The organism is Brevundimonas kwangchunensis (genome assembly GCF_039523815.1).
Taxonomy (GTDB): Bacteria; Pseudomonadota; Alphaproteobacteria; order Caulobacterales; family Caulobacteraceae; genus Brevundimonas; species Brevundimonas kwangchunensis.
Window position 1 is genome coordinate 355,032 of record NZ_BAAAGA010000002.1, and the last position, 18,909, is coordinate 373,940.

The following is an 18,909-nucleotide window of genomic DNA, read 5'->3' on the forward strand; positions in this document are numbered from 1 at the left end:
CATGATCCCCGTCCCGGGCTTCGAAGGGCGGAGGATCGCAGTCTTCGGCCTCGGCAGGTCGGGACTGACGGCCGCGCGCGCGCTGAAGGCCGGCGGCGCCCTGCCGGTGCTTTGGGACGACAGCGTCTCCAGCCGCATGCAGGCCGAAGCCGAAGGCTTCGCCGTCGAGGACTTGACCGTCGCCGACTGGTCCGGCTTCGCGGCGCTGATCCTGTCGCCCGGCGCGCCGCTGACCCATCCCAAGCCGCACTGGACGGTCGAGAAGGCGAAAGCCGCCGGCATCGAGGTCATCGGCGACATCGAACTGTTCGCCCGCGCGCTGGAGGCTCTGCCGGCTGACCAGCGCCCCCGCGTCGTCGCCATCACCGGCACCAACGGCAAGTCGACCACCACTGCCCTGATCGGCTGGGTGCTGAAACAGGCCGGTCTGACCGTCCACGTCGGCGGCAACATCGGCATCGGCGTGCTGGCCTTGCCGGAGCCCACCCCCGAGGCCGTCTATGTGATCGAGGTCTCCAGCTACCAACTCGACCTGACCACCCGCTTCGCGCCTGACGTCGCCATCCTGACCAACATCTCGCCGGACCACCTGGATCGTCACGGCGGGATGGAGGGCTATGTCGCCGCCAAGGCGCGGATCTTCGCCCACGCCGATGTCGCCCTTGTCGGCACCGATGAAAGCTGGGGCCGGGGGATTTTCGAAAGCCTCGACAATGCGACGCCGATCTCGACGGCGGAGCCCGCTTCACCGACCGGAGGCGTCTCCGCTCGTGCAGGCCGGCTTGAGGTCAACGGTGAGACCGTGGATCTGACCGCCGCCCGTTCGCTGCCGGGCCGTCACAACGCCCAGAACGCCGCCTTCGCCTGGGCGACCGCCCGCGCGCTCGGCATCCCTCACGAGACCGCCGCGCAGGGCCTGCTCTCCTTCCCCGGTCTCGCCCACCGCATGGAGACCGTCGGCCAACTCGGCCGGGTTCGCTTCGTCAACGACTCCAAGGCCACCAACGCCGACGCCGCGCGGCAGGCGCTGCTGTCCTACGAGCGCAGCTTCTGGATCGCCGGCGGGCGGGCCAAGGCGGGAGGGATCGATGATCTGCACGACCTCTACCCCCGCGTCGTCGAGGCCTTCCTGATCGGCGAGGCCTCCGGACCCTTCGCCGCGGCGCTTGGCGAGACGCCCCATCGGCTATGCGGTGACATGCAGACGGCAGTGAAGGCCGCATACGAGGCCGCCGCCGCTACAGGCCGCGACGAGGTGGTGCTGCTCAGCCCCGCCGCCGCCAGCTTCGACCAATATCCGGACTTCGAGGCGAGGGGAGAGGCCTTCCGCGCCGCCGTCCTCGCCCTCGGCGCAACACCTGCGAGCGCGTCATGACGCACAGCTATACGCCCGCCTTCTCGCGCAACGACCAGAGCCCGCTGGCGAAGTGGTTCTGGACCGTGGACCGGGGCCTGCTGGCCGCCGCCCTGACCCTGATGGGCCTTGGTGTCGCGCTGAGCTTCGCCTCGTCGCCGGCCGCCATCCTCGCCGACCAGTCGATCAGCGATCCCTTCCACTATTCGTGGAGGATGATGGTCTGGGCCTCGGGCGGTCTGGTGCTGATGCTGACGACGTCGCTGCTGTCGCCGCGCGGCGTGCGCCGTATCGCCGTTCTGGGTCTGCTGGGCGCCATCGTCGTCATGGCCGCCCTGCCGTTCATCGGCAATGAGGTGAAGGGCGCGGCGCGCTGGATCAACCTGGGGCCGTTCAGTCTGCAGCCGTCCGAGTTCGCCAAGCCCAGCCTGATCGTCTTCGCCGCCTGGATGTTCTCCGAGGCGCAGAAGGGGCAGGGCGTGCCCGGCGTCAGCATCGCTTTCGGCGCTTGGGCCCTGACCGTCGGCCTGCTGCTGATCCAGCCGGACATCGGCCAGACCCTGCTGATCACCACCACCTTCATGGCCGTCTTCTTCATGGCCGGCGTGCCGCTGAAGTGGGTGGCGGCGCTGGGCGCGGCGGGCGCGGCGGGCGTCGTGGGGCTGTATTTCGCCTTCAGCCACATGCGCGATCGTCTCAGCCGCTTCTTCTCGCCCGAGACCACCGACACCCACCAGATCGACCGCGCCTCCGAGGCCATCCGCGCCGGCGGTCTTGTCGGCCGCGGCGTCGGCGAGGGCGTGATGAAACGCCACGTGCCGGACCTGCACACCGACTTCATCTATTCGGTCGGCGCCGAGGAGTTCGGTCTGGTCCTCTCCCTGACCATGATCGGCCTGTACGCCTTCATCGTCCTGCGCGGTATGCGCAAGGCCATGAAGCTGAACGACAGCTTCGAGCAGACCGCCGCTGCCGGCCTGTTCATGCTGGTCGGCCTGCAGGCCTGCATCAATGTGGCCGTGAACCTGAACCTGATCCCGACCAAGGGCATGACCCTGCCGTTCATCAGCTACGGCGGCTCCTCGATGATGGCCATGGGCCTGACCATGGGCTTCGCGTTGGCCCTGACCCGTCGGCGTCCAGGGGCGTATGAGCCTGGGGCGTCGCTGGCGGACCGGCGGAGGATTCTGCCGTAGGTTGGGCATCGCTGGTTCGTCGTGATGAACCAATAGACCGCACCCCCGCACAGATCGCAGACCAGTAGCGCCCTTCTCCGTCCTCAGGCAGAAACCTACCCATGAACTCCAAAGTCTGCGTCGTCGCCGCCGGGGGCACCGGCGGGCATATGTTCCCCGCCGAGGCCCTGTCCCGCGAACTGGCCGCGCGCGGCTGGCGGATCGTGCTGGCGACCGACCGGCGTGGCGAGGCCTACGCCCACAACTTCCCGGCCGAGGAGCGGCTGGCGCTGGACGCCGCCACCGGTCGCGGTCCGATCGGCATGGCGAAGGCCGGCGTCGCCATCCTCAAGGGCGTGGTTCAGGCCCGTTCGGCGCTGAGGCGGCTCGACGCCTCGGTCGTCGTCGGCTTCGGCGGCTATCCGTCCGCTCCCGCCCTGCTGGCCGCTCTCAGCCAGAAGCGACCGACCCTGCTTCACGAACAGAACGCCGTGCTGGGCCGCACCAACCGCTGGCTGGCGCCCTACGTCGGCCAGATCGCCTCGTCCTTTCCCAACCTGCAGAAGGTCCCGCAGGGCATGGGCGCGCGCGTCAGCCTGATCGGCAATCCGGTGCGCCCGGATATCCGCGCCCTGTACGACCGCCCGTTTACCGCCCCTGTCGACGGCGGCCCGATCCACGTTCTCGTCACCGGCGGCAGCCAAGGCGCCCGCATCCTGTCCGAGGCCGTGCCGCAGGCACTGGCCGCCCTGCCGGAGCCGCTCAAGGCCCGCCTCAAGGTCCAGCAACAGTCCCGCCCCGAAACTCTTGAGGCTGCGCGTCAGATCTATCTGGAGGCCGGGATCGACGCCGAGGTCGCACCCTTCTTCCGGGACATGGCGCAGCGTCTGTCGGCGGCGCATCTGGTGATCGGCCGCGCCGGCGCCTCGACCTGTTCGGAGCTGGCCGTCACCGGCGTGCCGTCCCTGCTGATCCCGCTCGGCATCGCCATGGACGACCACCAGCGCTTCAACGCCGCCAGCCTCGCCGACGCCGGCGGCGCCGAGGTGATGCTGGAGGGCGCCGTCACGGTCGAGGCCCTGACCATCGTCCTGAACGGCCTGCTGTCGGATCCGGCGCGCCTCGCCTCCATGAGCGCCGGCGCTCGCTCCGCCGCCCTGCCGGACGCCACCCGGCACCTCGCCGACATGGTCGAGGCTGCGGCGCGCTGACCCGCTCGAGAACCGACTGGGACCCTGATCGGGCGACTCGCGTTAAGGCGTCGCCATGCCAAGCTTCGTCACCGACCTGACCCGCGAGGTCTTCCGCCTCTGGCGCGAGTTCTACTGGCTGCCCGAATGGGTGGTCGTCAGCGTCATCGTCGCCGTCTGCGTGGTGATCGGCTGGGCGGCGAACCAGATCGTTTTCGGCCTGCTCCAGCTCATCGTGCGCAAGCGCGACCTGTTCTGGCGCGGCCTCGTCGGCCGGGCGCGGCTGAAGGTCCGGGTCGCGGTGATGATCGCAGCCCTGGCTTTCGCGGTCACCATCTCGCCGCTGGACCCCGAGCCGTCGCTCGCGATCCGGCAGGCGCTGCTGTTCCTCTTCATCCTGACGCTGGGCTGGATGGCCATCGGCGCCAGCGACATGTGGGCCGTCGTCTATCTGCGCCGCTTCAACATGGCGGCCGAGGACAATCTGATCGCCCGCAAGCATGTGACCCAGGCCCGCATCCTCCAGCGCGTTTCGGCCCTGCTGATCGGTATTGTCACTCTGGGCCTCGCCCTGATGACCATCGGCGCGGTGCGACAGTGGGGTATGAGCCTGCTCGCCTCCGCCGGTGTTGTGGGCATCATCGCCGGTCTGGCGCTGCAGCCGCTGCTGACCAACATGATCGCCGGCATCCAGATCGCCACCGACCAGCCCATCCGGCTGGACGACGCCGTCATCGTCGAGGGCGAGTGGGGCCAGATCGAGGAGATCACCTCCACCTATGTCGTGGTGAAGCTGTGGGACTGGCGGCGCATGATCCTGCCGCTCAGCTACTTCATCTCCAAGCCGTTCCAGAACTGGACTCGCGAGACGGCCCGGCTGATCGGCACGGCCTTCCTCTACGTCGACTACGAGGCGCCCATCGATCGCCTGCGCGCCGAGCTTGAGCGCATTTGCAAGGAAAGTCCGTTGTGGGACGGAGACGTCATCGCCCTGCAGGTCACCGACATCAGCGACCGGACGGCCCAGATCCGCTGCCTCGCAAGCGCGCGCAACGCCCCGACCGCCTTCGACCTGCGCTGCGAGATTCGCGAGAAGATGCTGGCCTTCATGCGCGACCACTGCCCCGAGGCCCTGCCGAGACAGCGTCAGCTGAACGCCGGGCTGTCGCACCCGGCCGACGGTCTGATCACTCAGCCAGCGCAGCTCGACCGGTCCTGACGGCGGCCTCCAGCGTCTCGTGCCCGTCGCGCCAGTGAGCCGGCGGACGGCAGGCCATTTCGAGCAGTTCCGCCGCGTCCCCGCCCGGAGTCGCCGCATAGGCCGGCGCGGGATCGGGCGTCGCCGGCCCCTCGGCGCCCCCGGCCTTTACCGAGGCGAAGTCCAGCCGGTCCGCCGTGCCGGTCGCGCAGTCGAACCGCCACCACGACCAGCCGCCCCAGTAGGCCTGTCCGGCGACCTCGAAATCCTCCTCGGCGACCTGGAAGGCGCGCATGCGCAAGCCATCGCCGTCCGCCTGGATGGAGCCCAGATCCGCGAACACCGCGAACCGCCCGATGCCCGCCAGCACCAGATGATGGAAGTCGTCGTCCTGCGCGATGGCAGGCGACGAGAACAGGGCGGCGACCAGAGATGCGGCGACGAGCATTTTCATGTCCCCATCGTAACCGGGCGTTGACCGCGGTTCGAGTAGGCTTCTGCCATGACGCGCTTCATGACCCTCGATTTCGCCGACGGCGACCGCGCCGAACTGCTGGCGCAGGTCGCGGAGATGGCGCGCCGGCCCTACGGTTATGTCGTCACGCCCAACGTGGATCACGTCATCAAGCTGATGGACGGCCGGGTCGCCGAGGATATCTACCGCGGCGCCGCCCTGATGATCTGCGACAGCCGCATCCTCGCCCATCTGGCGCGTCTGCGGGGCAAGCGCCTGTCGGTCTATCCGGGGTCGGACATGACCGCCGACCTGCTGGCCTCAAACCACGATCTGACCTTCGGCGTCTTCGGCCCCGATCGCGCGGCCTTCGACGATCTGGTCGCCCGCTATCCGACCCGCCGGTTCACTTACATCGCGGCCCCGATGCTGACGCCTGGCACGCCCGATTGGGACGCCACGGTCGGCGCCGCCTGCGCGGCCGAATGGGACGTCCTGCTGACCTGCGTCTCCTTCCCCAAGCAGGAGCGCTTCGCCCACGCCCTGCGCGCCGCCGGCCGCCCCTTCGGCGTTGCCCTTTGCGTCGGCGCCTCCATCGACTTCCTCACCGGCCGCCAGCACCGCGCGCCGAAGGTCTTCCAGCAGCTCTCGCTGGAATGGCTCCACCGCCTGCTCAGCCAGCCTAAACGCATGTTCCGCCGCTATGTGATCGAGGGCCCGGCGATCTTCGGCTGGTTCGTGAAGACCGAAGTGCTGCGGTAGGCCGGCGGCTTAAGCCACCAGTGTCTCCGCCTGACTCAGGTCCACGCTCACCAGCTGGCTGACGCCACGCTCCGGCATCGTCACCCCGTAAAGGCGGTCCATCCGGCTCATGGTCACCGGGTTGTGGGTGATGACGATGAAGCGGGTGTCGGTGCGGTTGCGCATCTCGTCCAGCATGCGGCAGTAGCGATCGACGTTGGCGTCATCCAGCGGCGCGTCGACTTCGTCCAGCACGCAGACCGGCGCCGGATTGGCCAGGAAGACGGCGAAGATCAGCGCCGCCGCCGTCAGGGCCTGCTCGCCGCCGGACATCAGGCTCATGACCGACAGGCGCTTGCCGGGCGGGCAGGCGAATATCTCCAGGCCCGCTTCCAGCGGATCGTCGCTCTCGACCAGCTTCAGCTCGGCCTGGCCGCCGCCGAACAGGGCCTCGAACAGGGTCCGGAAATTCTCATTGATGATGTCGAACGCGGCGACCAGCCGTTCGCGGCCCTCGGCGTTCAGCTCGTCGATGCCGTCGCGCAGCTTGGCGATGGCGCTGGTCAGGTCCGACCGCTCGACCTTCATCGTCTGCAGGCGGTCGCCGTATTCGTTCGCCTCTTCCTCGGCCAGCAGATTGACCGCGCCCAGCATCTCGCGCTCGCGCTCCAGCCCCATCAGCAGGCTTTCTGCCCCGGCGGCGTCCGGCGGGCGGGCGATGGCGTCATCCATCAGCTTCTGGCCCAGCTCTTCGGGCGACATCTGCGCCGTCTCGCGGACCATGTTGGCAGCGTCGAGCAGACGCTCGGCGGCGGCCTCCTCGCGGGCGGCCAGACCGGCGCGGGCCTCGCGGGCCTGCGACGCGGCGCTCTCGGCGGCGCGCGCGGCGCGGTCGGCGTCCCCGGCCTGCCCCTCGGCGACTGACAGGGCGTCGGCGGCGGCCTTGCGGCGGGTCTCGGCCACGGTCAGGGCGTCCAGCAGGGTCGAGCGCTGGGCCGCAAGCTGTTCCGGCGCCTCCTCAGAGGCCTTTAGTCGCGCGGCGGTCTTCTCGGCATCCTTCTCCAGCGCGACCACACGGGCCTTGGCGTCCTTTGCCCGGCCGGCCCAGCCGTCCTTCTCGCGCGCCAATCCTTCGATCCGCGACTGGCGGCCGGCGACCTCCCGGGCCTCGGCATCGCGCTCCACGCGGGCGGTCGCCGACGCGCCGCGCGCCGCATCCGCCGCCGTGCGAGCGGCCGTCAGTTCGTCGCGCAGGGCGGCGAGGGTCTCGGACGGGGCTTCGGCCCCCTGCGCCTCCGCCAGCGCCGCCTCGGCCGCCTCGACCTCGCCGGTCAGGCGGTTCAGGGTCTCGTCCAGCGCCTGAGCCCGCGCTTCCTTGCGCGCCTGTTCCCGGCCCAGCGCCTCGACCCGGTCGCGGGCGGCGGTCACGGCCTTGTCCAGCGCGAATGGTGCGGCGCGGGCGGTCTTCACGGCCTCCTCGGCGGTGCGGAAGGCGTCGGTCGCTGACTTCAGCGCGGCCTGAGCCGCCTCCAGCGCCGGCTTGCCCTCGTCGATCTCGGCTTCCAGCTCGGACAGGCGGGTGCGCTGGGCCAGACGCACGGCGGCCGGACGCGGGGCCTCAGCCCGCTGCACAAACCCGTCCCAGCGCCACAGGTCGCCGTCGGTGGTCACCAGACGCGCGCCGACCGGCAGGGTCTTGGCCAGCGCGGCGATCTCGCCCTTCGCCGCCACCCCGCACAGGGCCAGACGCGCCTTCAACTGATCCGGCGCCGAGACATGGTCCGCCAGCGGCTCCACGCCCCTCGGCCAGGAGGGGGAGGGGACATCCGCCCCCGCCCAGTGCGCCGCCGCCCGGGCGTCCAGCGCCGCATCCAGATCGTCGCCGAGAGCCGCGGCCAGCGCCGCCTCGTAGCCCTTGTCGGCCTGAACCTTGTCCAGCGCCGGCGGATGCTCGCGCTTGCCCTGCACCAGCAGCTGGGCGAGGCCGCGCGCCTCGGTCTGCAGCCGGCCCAAGCGATCCTCCGCGCCGCGGGCCGCCTGACGCGCCTCCTGCTCGGCGCGGGCCTTGTCGCCCCGGTCGGTCTCGGCGGCCTCGACGGCGGCGCGGGCGGTCGCCAGCTCGGCCTGGGCGGTCTTCAGCGCGGCGCGGGCGGCCTCGATCTCGGGCGTCTCCAGCGGGCCCAGCGCCTCGCGCTCCCGCTTCGTCGTCGCCAGCTGGGCCTGCGCCCGCTCGACCCGCGCCTCGGCGTCGCGCTTGCGGGCGTTCTCGGCCGAGACCCGCGCCTCGACTGCGGCCACGGCGCCGGCGACCCGTTCGACCTCGGCGTCGGCCGCCTTGCGGGCGTCCTCGGCGGCGGTCAAGGCGGCGTCCAACTGCGGTCCGCGCGAGGGCGCCGCGGCGATCTCGGTGGTAAGGGTCTCGAAGGCCTCCGTCAGGCGGGCCAGTTCACTCTCGGCGTCCCCGGCCATGCCGGTCTCGCGTTCGATGTCGGCGGCGATCCGCTGGCCCTCGGCCTTCAGCCGGTCGACCTCGGCGCGCGCCTGTTGCTCGGCCATGTCCAGCCGGTCGCGCTCCAGCGAGGCCCGGTGCAACAGGGCGCCGGCGACGGCGTCTTCCTCGCGGGCCGGCTTCAGGGCTTCCTGCGCATTCAGCGCCGCCGTCTGCGCCCGGCCCGAGGCCGTAGTCGCCTCCAGGACCGCGCGGTCGGCCTCGGCCAGCTCGGCTTTCGCGGTTTCCGCCGCCATCCGCGCGTCGTTCCAGCGCACATAGACCAGCGAGGCCTGCAGGGCCCGGATCTCGGCCGAGATCTTCTTGTACTTCTCCGCCTGCCTCGCCTCGCGCTTCAGCCGGGCCAGCGTCGTCTCCAGCTCGCGCCCGATGTCGTCCAGACGCTCGAGATTGGTCTCGGCCGCCTTCAGCCTCAGCTCGGCCTCATGCCGTCGTGTGTGCAGGCCTGCGACGCCGCCTGCCTCTTCCAGAATGCGCCGACGGTTCTGCGGCTTGGCGGCGATCAGCTCGCTGATCTGACCCTGCCGGACGAGAGCGGGGGAGTTGGCGCCGGTCGAGGCGTCGGCGAACAGCAGCTGCACGTCGCGCGCCCGGACCTCCTTGCCGTTGATCCGGTAGGTTGAGCCTTGGCCCCGGTCGATCCGGCGCGAAACCTCGATGACGGCGCTGTCCGTGAACGGCTGGGGCGCGCGTCGCTGGGCGTTGTCGATCGTCAGCTGGACTTCGGCGTGGCTGCGCGGCGGGCGATTGGCGGCGCCGGCGAAGATGACATCGTCCATGCCCTGGCCACGCATGGCCTTGGCTGAGTTGGCGCCCATCACCCAGCGCAGGCTTTCCAGCACGTTCGACTTGCCGCAGCCGTTCGGGCCTACGATCCCGGTCAGGCCCGGCTCGATGTGGAACTCCGACGCATCGACGAAGGACTTGAAGCCGACGAGCCTGAGGCGCTGGAACTGCACCGGCGGCCCGCCTCTACCGTTCGGCCTGGGCCGCGCGGATCGCGACCTCCAGTCCGCCCAGGCTGCGATCCGTCACCCGGCGTCCGTTGACGAAGAAGGAGGGGGTGGAGTTCACGCCGACCGCGTGGGCGCTCTCGATATCGCGGTTGATCGCCGCGCGAACGGCCGGTGTCGCCGCGCAGGCGTCGATCTGGGCGCGGGTCCGTCCGCTGGCGGCCACCGCCGGAGCCCACCAGTCATCCAGCGAGCCGCCCCGCAGCACCGCCGCCTGACCCCGCATCAGGACAGAGGCGACATCGAAGAACCGCTCCGGCGCCGCACAACGGGCCAGAGCGGCAGCGGGCAGGGACATCTGCTCGGGCGGCGTCGGCAGGTTGCGGAACACGAACCTCACCTGACCGGTGTCGATCAGCCGCTGCTTGAAGACCGGGAAGACGAACTGGTGCCAGTCCGCGCACAGGTGGCAGGCGAACGAGGCGTACTCGATCACCGTCACCGGCGCGTCGGCGCGGCCGATCGTGCGGTCGGCCGAGGTCACAGGCGCGACCGTCTCGACCGCCACGGCGGGCGTCGAGGCGGTGGCCAGCGGCGCCAGCAGGGCCAGCGCAGCGAGGATCAACAGTGACCGACGTCCCCCGACCATCGGTGCTTACTTGGCCAGCTCGGCGTCGATGGCGGTCGACAGGTCGGCCAGGCTCGCGCCTTCGCCGCCCGGCGTGATCACCTGAGTGCCGTTGACGTAGAAGGCCGGGGTGCCCGAGACGCCGGCCTTGAACGCGGCCTGGGCGCGCGCATCGGCGGCCTTCAGCGCGTCGGGGTCGGTGATGCACTCCTGGATCTGCTGGTTGTTCAGGCCGGCGCCGTTGCCCACGCGGAACAGGAAATCGCGCGGCGTGACCGCGCCGGTGCGCCACTCGTCCTGACCGGCCATCAGGGTGTGGACCACGTCGAAATACTTGTCGGCGCCGGCGCAGCGCGCGATGGCGAAGCCGGCCACGGCGATCTCGTTCGGGGCGGTCGGCAGTTCGCGGAAGACGTAGCGCACCTTGTTGGTGTCGACGTACTTGGTCTTGAAGTCGGCCCAGACGTTGTTCTGCCAGGCCGCGCAGTGCGGGCAGGTGACCGAGGCGTATTCGACCACGGTGACCTTGGCGCCTTCCGCGGCGCCCATGGCCATGTCGCCCTCCGCCGCGCCGCCGGCGCCGCCGCCTCCGCTGCAGGCGCCCAGTGTCGCCATCGCGGCCAGTGCGGCTGCGGTGATCGCCGCGCGGCGGCTCATGGCGGCGTAGTTGATCTTGGACATCGTCATCCTCAGGGAACAGAACTCGTCAGCATCGCGCGATTCCCGGAAACGCGCGCATTCCAGCGTTTTCGAGAACAGGTGCGGCGAAGGTTTGTCAACGTCGCGCGAAGCCGGTCACGCGAAGGTCGGTGGATCAGCTCTTGGCCAGTTCCGCCTCGATCGCCGCCGACAGGTCGGCGAGGCTTGTCCCGCTCTGCGAGCCGGGCGTCTCGACCTTCACGCCGTTGACGAAGAAGGTGGGGGTGCCGGCCACGCCCGCCTTGCGCGCCGCCTCGGCCCGCGCCTCGATGGCGGCGATGCCCTCGGGATCAGTGATACAGGCCTGGATGCGGTCGTTGCTCAGGCCCACGCCGTTGCCGATACGGAACAGGGTGTCGCGCGGATCGCCGCCGTTCTGCCACTCGCCCTGGGTGCTCATCAGGGCGTGGACCACGTCGAAATATTTGTCCTCGCCGGCGCAGCGCGCGATCTGGAAGCCTGCGACGGCCACCGGCACGGGCGGCGTCGGGATTTCGCGGAAGACGTAGCGGACCTTGTTTGTGTCGACGTAGCGCGTCTTGAACTCCGCCCAGTTCTCGTTCTGCCAGGCGGCGCAGACGTGGCAGGTGACCGAGGCGTACTCCACCACCGTGACCTTGGTCCCCTCGGGCGCGCCCAGCGCCATGTCGCCCTCCGCGGCGCCGCTTGCGCCTCCGCTTCCGCTGCAGCCCGCCAGCAGGGCGGCGGCGCCCAGAGCGGCGCCCAGAGCGGCGATTGACGCGCGGCGGGTCAGGGCGATGGGGAAGGCGCGCATGGGAAACCTCGGCTGGACTGTGGCCCGCATGGGTCCTGTCCGGCTCCCGGTTGTCAACGGCTCAGGTGTCGCGCCGGCCGAGAACCGCCCGGCCCAGCCGCTCCAGCGGTCCCTTCAGCGCATCGGCCGCATCGCCGACCGAGGCCTTCAGCTCCGCTTCAGCCGCCGCCGACAGGGGCGCGGCCTTCGGCGCCCGCTTCACCGGCGCGGATGCATCGGCCAGCGGCTTCACCGGCCCCTGCGCGATCCTCAGCTTTGTCACCGAGCCCGGTCCGAGGAACAGGTTCACCCGTTGCAGGATGTCCTCGGACTGGTGCTGCACCAGCAGGGCCGCCGGCCCGGCCACCCGCAGCTCCAGCGTCCCGCCCGAGCCGTCGCGGTTCTTCGTCAGCTTTTGCGGCCGCGTCACCTTCGCCAGCCGCTCGCCGACGATCTCGCGCCAGCGGGGCTCCAGCGCGCTGGCTCCACGCCCGAACTTGCCGTCCAGTTCCTTGATCAGCCCCTGCAGCGCCCGCCCGGCGCGCGGCGCGGGCCGGGGCGCCGGCCGCGTCTTGCGACGCGACAGGATTTCGCGGGCCTCGGCGTCTGTGGGCAGCGTGCGGCGCATTTCCGGTCTATAGCGCGATCGATGCCATCCGTCCCTTCCGACGTCCCCGCCCTGCGCGCCGCCTTGCTGGACTGGTACGATGTCCACGCACGCTCGCTCGTCTGGCGCACGCCGCCCGGCGTCGGGACGCGGCCTGACCCATACCGGGTCTGGCTGTCCGAGGTGATGCTGCAGCAGACCACCACCCCCCACGCCACGCCTTACTTCCTCGAGTTCACCCGCCGCTGGCCCACGGTCGGCGATCTGGCGGCGGTCGAGGACGGCGAGCTGATGGCCGCCTGGGCGGGCCTCGGCTATTACGCCCGCGCCCGCAATCTGCTGGCCTGCGCCCGCGCCGTCGCCAGTGAGCACGACGGCGTCTTTCCGGACACGGAGGAGGGCCTGCTGGCCCTGCCGGGCGTCGGCGCCTACACCGCCGCCGCCGTCGCCGCCATCGCCTTCGGTCGCGCCGCCAATGTCGTCGACGGCAATGTCGAGCGGGTCATGGCCCGGCTGTTCGCGGTCGAGACGCCCGTCCCCGCCGCCCGGCCCGAGCTGCGCCGCCTCGCCGGCTCCTTGATCCGCGACGAACGCCCGGGCGATTGGGCCCAGGCTCTGATGGACCTCGGCGCCACCGTTTGCCGCCCGAAGTCACCATTCTGCGGCGACTGCCCGATTACCCGCTGGTGCGCCGGCTACGCCTCTGGCCAACCCGAGCGCTATCCGCTGAAGACGAAGAAGGCCGAGCGCCCGCACCGCCACGGCTTCGCCTGGGTGCTGCGCGACGACCAAGGCCGCGTCGGTCTTGTCCGCCGTCCGGACAAGGGGTTGCTCGGCGGCATGCTGGGGCTGCCGACCTCGGACTGGAGCTCAACCCCCGACGCCGCGCCGCCCGTCCCCGCCGGCTGGCGCGAGGCCGGCGCCATCGAGCACGTCTTCACCCACTTCAGCCTGACGCTGACGGTTCGCACGGCGACGGGGCAGGGGGAGTTTATCTGGACGCCGGTGGAGGAAGCGCTGGCTGGCTTGCCGACCGTCTTCCGCAAGGCGCTGGAACGCGGGCTGGCCTGACCCCTCCGTCTCGCCGGCTACGCCGCCGAGCCAGCTCCCCACTGCGTGGAGAGGTGAACGCAATCCCTCACCTCTCCAGCGAAGCTGGGGAGGGGGACCATGCGAAGCATGGTGGAGGGGTCGATCCGCACACAGATAGTGGAGGGGTGACTTACATCCCCGCGCGGATCTCGGCCCTCAGCGCATCGATCGGGCGCAGGCCCTGATCCGACTTGAAGCGCCAGTAGGTCCAGCCGTTGCAGGCCGGGGCGTTCTCGAACAGGGCGCCCATCTTGTGGATCGACCCGCTCAGCGTGCCGGCGACCAGCGAGCCGTCCGCCCGCACCCGCGCCTCGCGCTCGCCCTTGGGGCAGTACAGGCGGTCGCCCGGCTGCAGCAGGCCCGCCTCGACCAGTGCGCCGAACGGCACCTTGGGTTCGGCCCGCTTCGAGCCGGTGACGATCAGGTCCTCCGGCGAGGCAGGGATCACCGCCTTGATGCGCTTCTCGGCCACCTTCACATAGCCTTCGTCGCGCTCGATGCCGATGAAGTGGCGGCCCAGACGCTTGGCCGCCGCGCCGGTGGTGCCGGTGCCGAAGAACGGATCCAGCACCACGTCGCCGGGCTTGCTGGCGGCCAGCAGCACGCGGTGCAGCAGGGCTTCGGGCTTTTGCGTCGGGTGGGCCTTCTTGCCGTCGGCGTCCTTGATCCGCTCCTCGCCCGTGCACAGGGCGAAGGTCCAGTCGGACCGCATCTGCGTGTCCTCGTTGAAGGCCTTCAGGGCGTCGTAGTTGAAGGTGTACCGCTTCTGCTCGCGCGATTTCGCCGCCCAGATCAGGGTCTCGTGGGCATTGGTGAACCGCGTGCCCTTGAAGTTCGGCATCGGGTTGGACTTGCGCCAGATGATGTCGTTCAGCACCCAGAAGCCCAGGTCCTGGATCGCGGTCCCGAGGCGGAAGACGTTGTGATAGCTGCCGATCACCCAGATCGAGCCTTCCGGCTTCAGTACGCGCCGGCATTCCTTCAGCCAGTCGCGGGTGAAGGCGTCATAGGCGGCGAAGCTGTCGAACTTGTCCCAGTCGTCGTCGACCGCATCGACCACGCTGTTGTCCGGGCGCAGCAGGTCGCCGCCCAGCTGCAGGTTATAAGGGGGATCGGCGAAGACCATGTCCACGGACGCGTCGGGCAGGGTGCGCAGCATCTCGATGCAGTCGCCCTTCAGGATGACGTCGGTCTTCAGCTCGGACATGGAAACGCGGCCCCGCACAAATGAGACCGACAAGGTGAATCCTTACGGTTAAGGCGGGGTTTAGGCGCGGAGCATGTGTGGACTCCTCCACCCCCGCCTCCGGCGGCGATCCCCCTCCCCAGCTTCGCTGGAGAGGTGAGCACAGACACAGATTCACCTCTCCACGCAGTGGGGAGGTGGCTCGACGCGCTCGCGCGACGAGACGGAGGGGTTCTACGCCGCGCACTATTTTCCGATTGTCAGCCATCCCCCGCCGCCCAACCCACTGAAATCCTGCGCCTTCCGAAAAAAGTAGCGTTACGAAGCGTCCTGACTTTCCGCCGGCCTCATACTCTTCGCCATCCCGTCGATGGGGAGGGCGTCGGATCCACGCTTCTCGACGACGGCGGGCTGTGGTCGAGCGACGAAGCCGGGGCGACGGGTAGCCTCGGGGTCCTCGTCGGACAGTGATGGATGCTGTCCGCTTGCTCGCCGCGCAGCTTCAGTGGAACTGCCTGTTCCACTCCGGTCGGTCCCGGCAACGGGAGCGATCGTTGACCCGGCAAGGCTCCAACAGGGCCGCCAACCCGGGGGCGCGCGTCCAACGACCACGCGGGGCGGTCTGCTTCGTCGAAACGGTATTTATCTATCAGCACCGGGCGAGGCCCGGCCGCCCCGCGCCTTCCCCGCACCGCTTCAGCCGAAGCGGCGATCCCGCATGCCTCTCACCTCTCCGCGTAGCGGGGAGGGGGACCGCCGCCGAAGGCGGGGGTGGAGGGGTCGATCCGGAACTGAGGGAACGACACATCACTTCACGGTTTGTTACGCCCTCAGCCTCGCCTTCGCGGTCGCAGCACGGTAAGCGGGGCGCATGCACCGCGAGCGGAGCGAATCCGCCGCGGACGGACAACGGCTCAGGGGCTGATTGATGACTCAGTGGGTGTACGGCTTCGGCGGCGGCTCGGCCGATGGCGATGCGTCGATGAAGAACCTCCTCGGCGGCAAGGGCGCGAACCTCGCCGAGATGTCCTCGCTGGGCCTGCCGGTTCCGCCGGGCTTCACCATCACCACCGAGGCCTGCGTCCACTACTATTCCAACGGCCAGTCCTACCCCGCCGATCTCGCCGAACAGGTGAAGGCCGGTCTGGCCAAGGTCGAGGGCATCGTCGGCAAGGCGTTCGGAGATCCGAAGAATCCGCTGCTGGTCTCGGTGCGCTCGGGCGCCCGCGCCTCCATGCCGGGCATGATGGACACCGTCCTGAACCTCGGCCTCAACGACGAGACGGTCGAGGGGCTGGCCGCCCTGTCCGGCGACCGCCGCTTCGCCTTCGACAGCTACCGCCGCTTCATCACCATGTACTCCAACGTCGTGCTGGGCCTCGGCCATGACGACTTCGAGGAAGTGCTGGACGACCACAAGGACCGCCTCGGCGTCACCGTCGACACCGACCTGTCCGCGAAGGACTGGGAGAAAGTGGTCGCCGACTACAAGCGTGTCGTCGAGGAGCGCCTCGGCCACGCCTTCCCACAGGACCCGCACGACCAGCTGTGGGGCGCCGTCGGCGCCGTCTTCGCCAGCTGGATGAACGACCGGGCCAAATTCTATCGCCGCATGCACGACATCCCTGAAAGCTGGGGCACCGCCGTGAACATCCAGTCGATGGTCTTCGGCAACATGGGCGAGACCTCGGCCACCGGCGTCGCCTTCACCCGCAACCCGTCGACGGGCGAGGCGAAGCTTTACGGCGAGTTCCTGATCAACGCCCAGGGCGAGGACGTCGTCGCCGGCATCCGCACGCCCCAGTCGCTGACGAAGGCCGGCCGCGAGGAAATGGGTGAGACCGCCCCCTCGATGGAAGAAGCCATGCCGGACGTCTTCGGCCAGTTCGTCGATGTCGTGACCCGGCTGGAGACGCACTACCGCGACATGCAGGACATCGAGTTCACGGTCGAGCAGGGCCGTCTCTGGATGCTGCAGACCCGCAACGGCAAGCGCACCGCCAAGTCGGCGCTGAAGATCGCCGTCGATCTGGCCAGCGAAGGCGTGATCTCGCAGGACGAGGCCGTCAGCCGCGTCGAGCCGGCGGCTCTCGACCAGCTGCTGCACCCGACGCTGGACCCGAACGCCAGCCGCACCGTGGTGGCCGCCGGCCTGCCGGCCTCACCCGGCGCCGCCACCGGCAAGATCGTCTTCGACGCCGACGAGGCCGAGCGTCTGGCCGGTCTGGGCGAGGCGGTCATTCTAGTTCGCGAGGAAACCTCACCCGAGGACATCCACGGCATGCACGCCGCCCGCGGCATCGTCACCGCGCGCGGCGGCATGACCAGCCACGCCGCCGTCGTCGCCCGCGGCATGGGCCGTCCCTGCGTCTGCGGCATCAACGAGCTGTCGATCAACGACAAGGCCGGGACCTTCACCGCCCGGGGCCGCACCTTCAAGGCCGGAGAGGTCATCACCATCGACGGGTCCAGGGGCGAGGTGCTGGACGGCGCCGTGCCGATGATCGAGCCCGAGCTGACCGGAGACTTCCAGACCCTGATGGGCTGGGCCGACGGCGTGCGCCGCCTCAAGGTGCGCGCCAACGCCGAGACGCCGCTGGATGCGAAGACGGCCCGTGGCTTCGGCGCCGAGGGCATCGGCCTGTGCCGCACCGAGCACATGTTCTTCGACGACACCCGGATCGCCGCCGTGCGCGAGATGATCCTGGCCGACGACGAGAAGGGCCGCCGCGCTGCGCTTGCCAAGATCGCGCCGTTCCAGAAGGGCGACTTCGTCGAGCTGTTCACCATCATGTCCGGCCTGCCGGTCACGGTGCGCCTGCTCGATCCGCCGCTGCACGAGTTCATCCCGCACTCGGAAGCCGACATCGACGCCCTGGCCGCCGGCTCGGGTCTCGACGCCGCCAAGCTGAAGCGCCGGGCGAAGGAACTGCACGAGACCAACCCGATGCTCGGCCATCGCGGCTGCCGTCTGGGCGTCGCCTATCCCGAGATCTACGAGATGCAGGTCCGGGCTGTGCTCGAAGCGGCGCTCGAAGTGAAGAAGGCCTCGGGCCTCGCGCCGATCCCCGAGATCATGCACCCGCTCGTCGCCTTGGGCCTCGAGATGAAGTACCTGCGCGAACTGACCGACCGCACGGCGAAGGCGGTGTTCGACGAGGCCGGCGATAGCGTCGAGTATCTGGTCGGCACCATGATCGAACTGCCCCGCGCCGCCCTGCGCGCCGGCGATCTGGCCGAGCACGCCCAGTTCTTCAGCTTCGGCACCAACGACCTGACCCAGACGACGTTCGGCATCAGCCGCGACGACGCCGGCCGCTTCCTGCAGGCCTATTTGGACAAGGGCATCTTCGAGACCGACCCGTTCGTCCGTCTGGATCAGGACGGCGTCGGCGACCTGATCCGCATTGCGAAAGAGCGTGGCGGCGCCGCGCGCCCGGACATCAAGACCGGCATCTGCGGCGAGCACGGCGGCGATCCGTCGTCGATCGCCTTCTGCGAGGAGGTCGGCCTCGACTACGTCAGTTGCTCGCCCTATCGCGTGCCGATCGCCCGCCTCGCCGCGGCCCAGGCAGCGCTGCACGCCAAGGCTGGCACGGAGCGCGAAAAGGACCGCTAGGTTTCAGCTTGCCCGAATGAGAACACGATAAGGCCCGGATTGGCGTATCACCGTCTGTGCCTTGTCGCTCACAGTCGAAGGCAAGTTCAGGGGCGCGTCTGGAACTGCTCCGGACGCGACCCATTTGTATCCCGCTGGATGGGGCCGGTGACCGCAGAAGTCACCGCATCTAGAGGATACAGAAACAATGCGTAACATTCTTCTCGCTACTGCCGCCGTTACTCTGATCGCCGCGCCTGCCATAGCGCAAAGCATCCCGGGCAACCCGCCGGCAAACCCGGTGACCGGCTCGATCGGCTACACGCAGCTCGACACGGACAACGGCAATCTGGGCGCGATCACCGGCCGGGTCGGCTATGACTTCAACCGCAACTTCGGCATCGAAGGTGAAGCCTCGATCGGCGTGAAGGACGACGACATCACCGTCGCCGGCGTCAACGGCAAGGTCGAGCATGACTGGGATGCGGCCGCCTATGGCGTGGCCAAGCTGCCGGTCAACGAGAACCTCGAGCTGTTCGGCCGTCTCGGCTACGGCACGACCCGCGTCTCCGCCGACGTGGCCGGCGTAAGCGCCTCGGCCGATGGCGAGAGCGTCAACTATGGCGTCGGCGCCAACTACTTCATCGACGGTCGTAACGGCGTGCGCGCCGACTGGACACGTCGCGACTTCCGCGGCGACGGTGGTGAAGCCGACACCTACGGTCTCAGCTTCGTCCGTCGCTTCTAAAGCGACGCGGAGTCACCAGATGA

The 18,909-nt window shown here is 69.7% G+C and carries 15 protein-coding genes; 8 read left to right on the plus strand and 7 right to left on the minus strand.

The features are described 5' to 3' along the window. Position 1 precedes the first annotated feature (1 nt). From murD to ABDZ95_RS06745, 4 genes are all read left to right on the plus strand, one after another. Positions 2–1,375, plus strand: a complete 1,374-nt coding sequence (murD, locus tag ABDZ95_RS06730) for a UDP-N-acetylmuramoyl-L-alanine--D-glutamate ligase (protein ID WP_343791969.1) — start codon at positions 2–4, stop codon at positions 1,373–1,375. Beyond that, on the plus strand, positions 1,372–2,550 hold the full coding sequence (locus ABDZ95_RS06735; protein ID WP_343791971.1) for an FtsW/RodA/SpoVE family cell cycle protein: 1,179 nt from the start codon (positions 1,372–1,374) through the stop codon (positions 2,548–2,550). The genes murD and ABDZ95_RS06735 overlap by 4 nt, the downstream gene beginning before the upstream one ends. 101 nt (positions 2,551–2,651) lie before the next feature. Next, positions 2,652–3,740 carry an undecaprenyldiphospho-muramoylpentapeptide beta-N-acetylglucosaminyltransferase gene (murG, locus tag ABDZ95_RS06740; protein ID WP_343791973.1) on the plus strand — a complete coding sequence of 363 codons (1,089 nt, stop codon included), beginning with the start codon at positions 2,652–2,654 and terminating at the stop codon, positions 3,738–3,740. A 55-nt stretch (positions 3,741–3,795) separates the two neighbouring features. After that, positions 3,796–4,938 (plus strand): mechanosensitive ion channel family protein, encoded by a 1,143-nt coding sequence (locus ABDZ95_RS06745; protein ID WP_343791975.1) that lies wholly within the window; start codon positions 3,796–3,798, stop codon positions 4,936–4,938. Here ABDZ95_RS06745 and ABDZ95_RS06750 read toward each other — a convergent pair. Then, the gene (locus ABDZ95_RS06750; RefSeq protein WP_343791977.1) at positions 4,907–5,371 is read right to left on the minus strand and encodes a hypothetical protein; all 465 of its coding nucleotides are present in this window, start codon (positions 5,369–5,371) and stop codon (positions 4,907–4,909) included. The two genes, ABDZ95_RS06745 and ABDZ95_RS06750, sit on opposite strands and share 32 nt — an antisense overlap. A gap of 48 nt (positions 5,372–5,419) precedes the next feature. On the opposite strand from ABDZ95_RS06750, the gene ABDZ95_RS06755 reads away from it, so the two are divergent. Continuing rightward, positions 5,420–6,133, plus strand: a complete 714-nt coding sequence (locus ABDZ95_RS06755; protein WP_343791979.1) for a WecB/TagA/CpsF family glycosyltransferase — start codon at positions 5,420–5,422, stop codon at positions 6,131–6,133. A 9-nt stretch (positions 6,134–6,142) separates the two neighbouring features. Here ABDZ95_RS06755 and smc read toward each other — a convergent pair whose 3' ends face one another. The 5 genes from smc to ABDZ95_RS06780 form a co-directional block, all read right to left on the minus strand. Then, positions 6,143–9,580 carry a chromosome segregation protein SMC gene (gene smc / locus ABDZ95_RS06760; protein WP_343791981.1) on the minus strand — a complete coding sequence of 1,146 codons (3,438 nt, stop codon included), beginning with the start codon at positions 9,578–9,580 and terminating at the stop codon, positions 6,143–6,145. A gap of 13 nt (positions 9,581–9,593) precedes the next feature. Further along, a complete protein-coding gene (locus ABDZ95_RS06765; RefSeq protein WP_343791983.1) occupies positions 9,594–10,199 on the minus strand; it encodes a thioredoxin domain-containing protein in 606 nt (201 codons plus the stop codon). Positions 10,200–10,229: 30 nt separating this feature from the next. Then, on the minus strand, positions 10,230–10,883 hold the full coding sequence (locus ABDZ95_RS06770) for a thioredoxin domain-containing protein (protein ID WP_343791985.1): 654 nt from the start codon (positions 10,881–10,883) through the stop codon (positions 10,230–10,232). 133 nt (positions 10,884–11,016) lie between these two features. Then, positions 11,017–11,676, minus strand: coding sequence for a thioredoxin domain-containing protein (locus tag ABDZ95_RS06775; RefSeq protein ID WP_343791987.1), 660 nt, complete (start codon positions 11,674–11,676; stop codon positions 11,017–11,019). A gap of 61 nt (positions 11,677–11,737) precedes the next feature. Continuing rightward, positions 11,738–12,283 carry a DUF721 domain-containing protein gene (locus ABDZ95_RS06780; protein ID WP_343791990.1) on the minus strand — a complete coding sequence of 182 codons (546 nt, stop codon included), beginning with the start codon at positions 12,281–12,283 and terminating at the stop codon, positions 11,738–11,740. Positions 12,284–12,304: 21 nt separating this feature from the next. On the opposite strand from ABDZ95_RS06780, the gene ABDZ95_RS06785 reads away from it, so the two are divergent. Then, positions 12,305–13,333 carry an A/G-specific adenine glycosylase gene (locus ABDZ95_RS06785; RefSeq protein WP_343791992.1) on the plus strand — a complete coding sequence of 343 codons (1,029 nt, stop codon included), beginning with the start codon at positions 12,305–12,307 and terminating at the stop codon, positions 13,331–13,333. A 151-nt stretch (positions 13,334–13,484) separates the two neighbouring features. Here ABDZ95_RS06785 and ABDZ95_RS06790 read toward each other — a convergent pair whose 3' ends face one another. Further along, positions 13,485–14,561 (minus strand): site-specific DNA-methyltransferase, encoded by a 1,077-nt coding sequence (locus ABDZ95_RS06790; protein WP_343791994.1) that lies wholly within the window; start codon positions 14,559–14,561, stop codon positions 13,485–13,487. Between the two features lie 907 nt (positions 14,562–15,468). Between ABDZ95_RS06790 and ppdK the strand changes: the two genes are divergently transcribed. Together ppdK and ABDZ95_RS06800 are read left to right on the plus strand one after the other, a co-directional pair. Next, entirely contained in the window at positions 15,469–18,159 is a 2,691-nt protein-coding gene (gene ppdK / locus ABDZ95_RS06795; protein WP_343791996.1) for a pyruvate, phosphate dikinase, read from the plus strand. Between the two features lie 187 nt (positions 18,160–18,346). After that, positions 18,347–18,886, plus strand: a complete 540-nt coding sequence (locus tag ABDZ95_RS06800) for a porin family protein (protein WP_343791998.1) — start codon at positions 18,347–18,349, stop codon at positions 18,884–18,886. Positions 18,887–18,909 lie beyond the last annotated feature (23 nt).

Coding starts and splice junctions, on each gene's coding strand:
- murD (WP_343791969.1), top strand. CDS start 2: ATGATCCCCGTCCCGGGCTTCGAAGGGCGGAGGATCGCAGTCTTCGGC.
- ABDZ95_RS06735 (WP_343791971.1), top strand. CDS start 1,372: ATGACGCACAGCTATACGCCCGCCTTCTCGCGCAACGACCAGAGCCCG.
- murG (WP_343791973.1), top strand. CDS start 2,652: ATGAACTCCAAAGTCTGCGTCGTCGCCGCCGGGGGCACCGGCGGGCAT.
- ABDZ95_RS06745 (WP_343791975.1), top strand. CDS start 3,796: ATGCCAAGCTTCGTCACCGACCTGACCCGCGAGGTCTTCCGCCTCTGG.
- ABDZ95_RS06750 (WP_343791977.1), bottom strand. CDS start 5,371: ATGAAAATGCTCGTCGCCGCATCTCTGGTCGCCGCCCTGTTCTCGTCG.
- ABDZ95_RS06755 (WP_343791979.1), top strand. CDS start 5,420: ATGACGCGCTTCATGACCCTCGATTTCGCCGACGGCGACCGCGCCGAA.
- ABDZ95_RS06770 (WP_343791985.1), bottom strand. CDS start 10,883: ATGTCCAAGATCAACTACGCCGCCATGAGCCGCCGCGCGGCGATCACC.
- ABDZ95_RS06775 (WP_343791987.1), bottom strand. CDS start 11,676: ATGCGCGCCTTCCCCATCGCCCTGACCCGCCGCGCGTCAATCGCCGCT.
- ABDZ95_RS06780 (WP_343791990.1), bottom strand. CDS start 12,283: ATGCGCCGCACGCTGCCCACAGACGCCGAGGCCCGCGAAATCCTGTCG.
- ABDZ95_RS06785 (WP_343791992.1), top strand. CDS start 12,305: ATGCCATCCGTCCCTTCCGACGTCCCCGCCCTGCGCGCCGCCTTGCTG.
- ABDZ95_RS06790 (WP_343791994.1), bottom strand. CDS start 14,561: ATGTCCGAGCTGAAGACCGACGTCATCCTGAAGGGCGACTGCATCGAG.
- ppdK (WP_343791996.1), top strand. CDS start 15,469: ATGACTCAGTGGGTGTACGGCTTCGGCGGCGGCTCGGCCGATGGCGAT.
- ABDZ95_RS06800 (WP_343791998.1), top strand. CDS start 18,347: ATGCGTAACATTCTTCTCGCTACTGCCGCCGTTACTCTGATCGCCGCG.